At 69.3% G+C, this 6,570-nt stretch carries 7 protein-coding genes; all 7 read left to right on the forward strand.

Annotation, left to right across the window (positions count from 1 at the left end; all coding sequences use genetic code 11):
- Positions 1 to 157: 157 nt before the first annotated feature.
- On the forward strand, positions 158 to 2,524 hold the full coding sequence (ftsH, locus tag JWP83_RS08755; RefSeq protein ID WP_297728749.1) for an ATP-dependent zinc metalloprotease FtsH: 2,367 nt from the start codon (positions 158 to 160) through the stop codon (positions 2,522 to 2,524).
- 16 nt (positions 2,525 to 2,540) lie between these two features.
- Entirely contained in the window at positions 2,541 to 3,149 is a 609-nt protein-coding gene (gene folE / locus JWP83_RS08760; RefSeq protein ID WP_297728752.1) for a GTP cyclohydrolase I FolE, read from the forward strand.
- Positions 3,146 to 3,973, forward strand: coding sequence for a dihydropteroate synthase (folP, locus tag JWP83_RS08765; RefSeq protein ID WP_297728755.1), 828 nt, complete (start codon positions 3,146 to 3,148; stop codon positions 3,971 to 3,973). Before folE ends, folP begins: the two co-directional genes overlap by 4 nt.
- Positions 3,966 to 4,367, forward strand: coding sequence for a dihydroneopterin aldolase (folB, locus tag JWP83_RS08770; RefSeq protein WP_297728758.1), 402 nt, complete (start codon positions 3,966 to 3,968; stop codon positions 4,365 to 4,367). Before folP ends, folB begins: the two co-directional genes overlap by 8 nt.
- Positions 4,364 to 4,900: a 2-amino-4-hydroxy-6-hydroxymethyldihydropteridine diphosphokinase gene (gene folK, locus JWP83_RS08775; RefSeq protein WP_297728761.1), complete on the forward strand. Its 537-nt coding sequence runs from the start codon at positions 4,364 to 4,366 to the stop codon at positions 4,898 to 4,900. Before folB ends, folK begins: the two co-directional genes overlap by 4 nt.
- Positions 4,900 to 5,376, forward strand: coding sequence for a DUF3180 domain-containing protein (locus JWP83_RS08780; protein WP_297728764.1), 477 nt, complete (start codon positions 4,900 to 4,902; stop codon positions 5,374 to 5,376). The genes folK and JWP83_RS08780 overlap by 1 nt, the downstream gene beginning before the upstream one ends.
- A gap of 88 nt (positions 5,377 to 5,464) precedes the next feature.
- A partial coding sequence (locus JWP83_RS08785) for a DUF6779 domain-containing protein (RefSeq protein ID WP_297728767.1) occupies positions 5,465 to 6,570 on the forward strand: 1,106 nt, incomplete at its 3' end.

The following is a 6,570-nucleotide window of genomic DNA, read 5'->3' on the forward strand; positions in this document are numbered from 1 at the left end:
GTGGATGTGATCACCATCTCAGTCTGCACGGCTACGCCCTCGGCTCAATAAGCCGTCGGGAACTGTGCGACGTTGGTCTAGCGGTAGCCTGAACTGACCTAGCTGTGCGTATCGGAAGGACCTGGCCGACGTATCCCGCCGCTGGCCGACGACAACGATGAACCGAAAAAACGTCATCCGTACCCTGACCGCGGTCGCGGTCGTGTTGCTCCTTGGGTGGTCCTTCTTCTACTTCAGCGATGACACCCGTGGTTACAAGCCCGTCGACACCTCGGTGGCGATGGCCCAGATCAACGGCGACAACATCAAGAGCGCCCAGATCGACGATCGCGAGCAGCAGCTGCGATTGACCCTGAAGAAGGGCAACAAGGACACCGACAATTCCGACAAGGTCATCACCAAATACCCCAGCGGATACGCCGTCGACCTGTTCAACGCGCTCAACGCCAAGAACGCGAAGATCAGCACCGTCGTGAACGAGGGCAGCATCCTGGGCGAGCTGCTGGTCTACGTGCTGCCGCTGCTGTTGCTGGTGGGCCTGTTCGTGATGTTCTCCCGCATGCAGGGCGGCGCCCGGATGGGCTTCGGGTTCGGCAAGTCACGGGCGAAGATGCTCAACAAAGACATGCCCAAGACCACGTTCGCCGACGTCGCGGGCGTCGACGAGGCGGTCGAGGAGCTCTACGAGATCAAGGACTTCCTGCAAAACCCCAGCAGGTACCAGGCGCTGGGCGCCAAGATCCCCAAGGGCGTGCTGCTTTACGGGCCGCCCGGAACCGGTAAGACGCTGCTGGCCCGCGCCGTCGCGGGCGAGGCCGGCGTGCCGTTCTTCACGATCTCCGGCTCCGACTTTGTCGAGATGTTCGTCGGCGTCGGCGCCTCGCGGGTGCGCGACATGTTCGAGCAGGCCAAGCAGAACAGCCCGTGCATCATCTTCGTCGACGAGATCGACGCGGTGGGCCGCCAGCGCGGCGCCGGGCTGGGCGGCGGCCACGACGAGCGCGAGCAGACACTCAACCAGTTGCTGGTCGAGATGGACGGTTTCGGCGACCGCGCCGGGGTCATCCTGATCGCGGCCACCAACCGGCCCGACATCCTCGACCCGGCGCTGCTACGGCCCGGCCGCTTCGACCGCCAGATCCCGGTGAGCAACCCGGACCTGGCGGGCCGCCGCGCCGTGCTGCGGGTTCACTCCAAGGGCAAGCCGATCGCCCCGGACGCCGACCTCGACGGGCTGGCCAAGCGGACCGTCGGCATGACCGGTGCCGACCTGGCCAACGTCATCAACGAGTCGGCGCTGCTGACCGCCCGCGAAAACGGCACCGTCATCACCGGACCCGCCCTGGAAGAGGCGGTGGACCGGGTGATCGGCGGGCCGCGCCGTAAGGGCCGGATCATCAGCGAGCAGGAGAAGAAGATCACCGCCTACCACGAGGGAGGACACACCCTCGCGGCCTGGGCGATGCCGGATATCGACCCGGTCTACAAGGTCACGATCCTGGCCCGCGGACGCACTGGCGGGCACGCGGTGGCGGTGCCCGAGGAAGACAAGGGCCTGCGGACCCGCTCGGAGATGATCGCCCAGCTGGTGTTCGCGATGGGCGGGCGCGCCGCCGAGGAACTGGTTTTCCGCGAGCCCACCACGGGCGCGGTGTCCGACATCGAGCAGGCCACCAAGATCGCGCGCTCGATGGTCACCGAATTCGGGATGAGTTCCAAGCTGGGCGCCGTCAAGTACGGCACCGAACACGGCGACCCTTTCCTGGGCCGGACCATGGGAACGCAGGCCGACTACTCCCACGAGGTCGCCCGGGACATCGACGACGAGGTGCGCAAGCTGATCGAGGCCGCGCACACCGAGGCGTGGGAAATCCTCACCGAGTACCGTGACGTGCTCGACACGCTGGCCGGCGAGCTGCTGGAGAAAGAGACCCTGCACCGGCCCGAGCTGGAGGGCATCTTCTCCGGCGTCGAAAAGCGCCCGCGGCTCACCATGTTCGACGATTTCGGCGGCCGCATCCCGTCGGACAAGCCGCCGATCAAGACGCCCGGCGAGTTGGCCATGGAGCGTGGCGAGCCGTGGCCGCCGCCGGTCGTCGAGCCGGCCTTCAAGGCGGCCATCGCTCAGGCCAGCGAAGCCGCCGCGGCCGCCCGGGCGGAGGCCGATAGAAACACAAATGGCCCCAACGGTTCTCACGGGGGCCAACCCGGCGGCAATCGCGAGCCCGCTCCGCACGGCCCATCCCAGCCGGACTACGGCGCCCCGGCGGGCTGGTATGCGCCGGGATGGCCTCCGCCGGAACAGCATCCGAACTATTGGTATCCGCCCGCGCAGCCCCCGCAGCAGCCCTATTGGCCGCAGCCGGTGCCGAGCTATCCGGGCCAGCAGGGCCCGCCGGCCCATCCGCCTTACCCGCCGTATCCGCCGTATCCGCCGCCCGGTCAATCGAATCCGGATGCCGGAAAGTCTCCCGAAAAAAAGGATGACGACGTGAGCCGGTCCAATCCGCCGGCACACGGCTGACGAAACGGAGGATTCGATGGCGCTGCCGGATACCCGCCAAGCGACTCCGCGCATACGGGCGTTCGACCACCAACGCGCCGAGGCCGCGATCCGCGAGCTGCTGTATGCGATCGGCGAAGACCCCGATCGAAATGGCTTGCAGGACACCCCGGCCCGCGTCGCGCGTGCGTACCGCGAGATGTTCGCCGGGCTCTACACCGATCCCGACACCGTCCTGAACACCATGTTCGACGAAGATCACGACGAGATGGTGATCGTCAAGGAAATCCCGATTTACTCCACGTGTGAGCATCACCTGGTCTCGTTCCACGGGGTGGCCCACGTCGGCTACATCCCCGGCCAGGACGGCAGGGTGACCGGCCTGTCCAAGATCGCCCGGCTGGTGGACCTGTACGCCAAGCGGCCCCAAGTTCAGGAGCGGCTCACCAGCCAGATCGCCGATGCCCTGGTGAACAAACTCGATCCGCGCGGGGTGATCGTCGTCATCGAGGCGGAGCATCTGTGCATGGCGATGCGCGGGGTCCGCAAGCCCGGCGCCGTGACCACGACGTCGGCGGTGCGTGGCATGTTCAAGACCAGTCCCGCCTCTCGAGCCGAAGCGCTCGATCTGATCCTGCGCAGGTGAGTCCGGCGCCCGTGCAGGTGATGGGAGTTCTGAACGTCACTGACGATTCGTTCTCGGACGGTGGGCGCTACCTCGATGCCGACGACGCCGTCGCCCATGGTTTGGCGATGGCCGCCGAGGGCGCGGGGATCGTTGACGTCGGAGGGGAGTCGACCCGGCCCGGCGCGGTTCGCATCGACCCTCGGGTCGAGACGTCCCGTGTGGTTCCCGTCGTCAAAGAACTTGCCGCGCAGGGCATTACCGTGAGCATCGACACGATGCATGCCGACGTCGCCCGGGCGGCGCTGCAGAGCGGCGCGCGGATCGTCAACGACGTGTCGGGTGGACGGGCCGATCCCGCGATGGCGCCGCTGCTTGCCGAAGCGGGGGTGCCGTGGGTGTTGATGCATTGGCGATCGGTGTCGCCCGAGCGCCGCCCGCATGAGGCCCCGCACTACCGCGACGTGGTGGCCGAGGTGCGCGCCGAGCTGCTTGCCAACGTCGACGACGCGGTGGCCGCGGGTGTCGATCCAAACAAGCTGGTGATCGACCCAGGGCTGGGATTCGCCAAGACGGGACAACACAATTGGGCGCTGCTGCACGCGCTGCCGCAGCTCGTCGCCACGGGGGTTCCGGTGCTGCTGGGCGCCTCTCGCAAACGATTCCTCGGTACGTTGTTGGCCGGGCCCGACGGGTCGCCGCGCCCGCCCGACGGGCGCGAGACGGCGACCGCGGTGATTTCCGCGCTGGCCGCCCTGCACGGGGCCTGGGGCGTGCGCGTGCACGACGTGCGCGCCTCCGTCGATGCCCTCAAGGTCGTCGAGGCCTGGACGCAGAATGGCTGATCGAATCGAATTGCGCGGCTTGGTGGTTCGTGGCCGACACGGAGTCTTCGAACACGAACGCGCCACCGGGCAGGATTTCGTCGTCGACATCACCGTGTGGATCGACCTGGCCGACCCCGCCGCCAGCGACGACCTGGCCGACACCTACGACTATGCCGCGCTGGCCCAGCTGGCTACCGACGTCGTCGCGGGGCCGGCGCGCAAGCTGATCGAAACGGTCGGCGGTGAGATCGCCGATGGGGTGATGCACGACCGGCGCGTGCACGCCGTCGAGGTGGTGGTGCACAAGCCGCGGGCCCCGATCCCGCAAGAGTTCGCCGACGTGGCCGTGGTGGTTCGGCGGTCGCGGCGCGGCGGTCGCGGTTCGGTGATCCCGGCCGGCGGGGCGCTATGACGCGGGTGGTGCTGTCCATCGGTTCGAACCTCGGAGACCGGTTGGCGCGGCTGCAGTCGGTCGTCGACGGGCTCCAGGAAGTGGTAGTGGCGGTGTCTCCCATCTACGAGACGGACCCGTGGGGGCGGGTGGAGCAGGCCCCGTTTCTCAACGCGGTGCTCATCGCCGACGACCCGGCGTGCGACGGGCAGGCCTGGCTAAGCCGGGCGCAGGAGTTCGAGCGGGCGGCGGGCCGGGTCCGCGGCGAGCGCTGGGGCCCGCGCACCCTCGACGTCGACGTGATCGCCTGCTACGGCGAGACGGAAGTGATCACCCGCGAGCCGAACCTGACGCTGCCGCACCCGCTGGCCCACCTGCGGGCCTTCGTGTTGGTGCCGTGGCTGGCCGTCGAGCCGGACGCTCGGCTGACGCTCGCCGGAGGGCCGCGTCCCGTCGCGCAGCTGCTGGCCGAGCTGGACCCGGCCGACCGGGCCGGTGTTCGGCTGTCCAGCCTGACGCTCGAGCTCGACGGAAAACCGGAACCGGAAAACTGATGGGGCCGACCCGCAAGCGTGACCTGACGGCCGCGGTGGTCGGCGCTGCGGTGGCGGGCTATCTGCTGGTGGTCTCGCTGTATCGGTGGTTTCCACCCATCACGGTGTGGACCGGCCTGTCGCTGCTCGGTGTGGCCATCGCCGAGGCGCTCTGGGCGCGTCACGTGCGGGCCAAGATCAACGACGGCGAAATCGGCGACGGGCCCGGTTGGCTGCACCCGCTGGCGGTCGCGCGCAGCCTGATGGTGGCCAAGGCGTCGGCCTGGGTGGGCGCGTTGGTGTTGGGCTGGTGGGTCGGGGTGCTGGTGTACTTCCTGCCGCGGCGGTCGTGGCTGCGGGTCGCCGCGGACGACACCGCCGGCACGGTGGTGGCCGCCGTCAGCGCGCTGGCGTTGGTCGTCGCGGCGCTGTGGCTGCAGCATTGCTGCAAGTCGCCGCAGGACCCGACCGAGCACGGCGAGGGTGCGGAAACCTAGCGGCCTCCGCGACCGCACCATTAACCCAGGTGAGAATCGCCGGAGTCGCGCGACACGCGCAGTGACCTCGCGCAGGTACAGTCAGGCCATGACCGTTCTGTCCCGCGGCGCCAGGGTCCGGCGCGGCGGCCGCAGGCCGGGGTGGGTGCTCTTGACGGCGTTGCTGGTCCTCGCGATGGCGGCCAGTTCCGCATTGGTTTTCACCAATCGGGTGGAACTCCTCAAGCTCGCTGTAATCCTGGCGCTGTGGGCCGCGGTCGCCGGCGCCTTCGTTTCGGTCCTCTACCGCCGCCAAAGCGACGCGGACCAGTCCCGCGTCCGCGACCTGAAGCTGGTCTACGACCTGCAGCTGGATCGGGAAATCTCGGCCCGGCGCGAGTACGAGCTGACCGTGGAGTCGCAGCTGCGTCGCGAGCTGGCCTCCGAGCTGCGCGCCCAGGCCGCCGACGACCTGGCGGCGCTGCGGGCGGAACTGGGCGCGTTACGGACCAGCCTCGAGATCCTGTTCGACACCGACCTGCAGCACCGCCCGGCGATCGAGACGCACGAGACCGAGGCGCCACGCGGGCGGGCTTACGACGACTGGGAACGCAACGGCGAGAGCAACCCGGACTGGGTGTCCAGCGACCGTGTCACGGCGGTCGCCCGGGACACCCCGCCCGGCCATGCGGGCAGCCGCGCCGACGAAGCCTCGATCATCGACGTGCCCGAGGAACCGCTGCTGCCGCCCCGGCATCAGCCGCCCCCGCGCGAGCGCGGCCAGTACGACGTCCGCCAAGAGGCGCCGTACGTGGTTTCTCAGGAGCCGCCGTACATGACGCCGCCGCCGGAGCCGCGATACGAGCAACGTCAGCCCCCGCCGCCGCCGCAGCAGCCGGCACCGCAGCCACAGCCGCAGATGCGGGATTGGCAGCCGGCCGCCACGGAGGGACAGTGGCTGCCCCCGGTGGCGCCGGGCGGCAATTGGGCCGGCGGCAACCCGGCCGGTCCCACGGTTGGTGATCCGCGGCGCGCCCGGCATTACGGCTTCGAAGAAACCATGGACGGCTCGCCCTTCGAGCACCCGCAGACGCCGCCCTACGGTGAGCCCGGTCGCCGGGCGCGGGCGCGCCATTCGGCCGAGTACCGCGACTACGGCGTGCGCAACTTCTCGGCCACTGACCAGCCCGCGCCGCCCGCGCCGCCGCCCCCTCC

This window comes from Mycobacterium sp. (assembly GCF_025965855.1).
GTDB lineage: Bacteria > Actinomycetota > Actinomycetes > Mycobacteriales > Mycobacteriaceae > Mycobacterium.

Bases quoted from the DNA above. Each gene is read 5' to 3' on its own strand.
- ftsH (WP_297728749.1), top strand. From the start codon at position 158: ATGAACCGAAAAAACGTCATCCGTACCCTGACCGCGGTCGCGGTCGTG.
- folE (WP_297728752.1), top strand. From the start codon at position 2,541: ATGGCGCTGCCGGATACCCGCCAAGCGACTCCGCGCATACGGGCGTTC.
- folB (WP_297728758.1), top strand. From the start codon at position 3,966: ATGGCTGATCGAATCGAATTGCGCGGCTTGGTGGTTCGTGGCCGACAC.
- folK (WP_297728761.1), top strand. From the start codon at position 4,364: ATGACGCGGGTGGTGCTGTCCATCGGTTCGAACCTCGGAGACCGGTTG.
- JWP83_RS08780 (WP_297728764.1), top strand. From the start codon at position 4,900: ATGGGGCCGACCCGCAAGCGTGACCTGACGGCCGCGGTGGTCGGCGCT.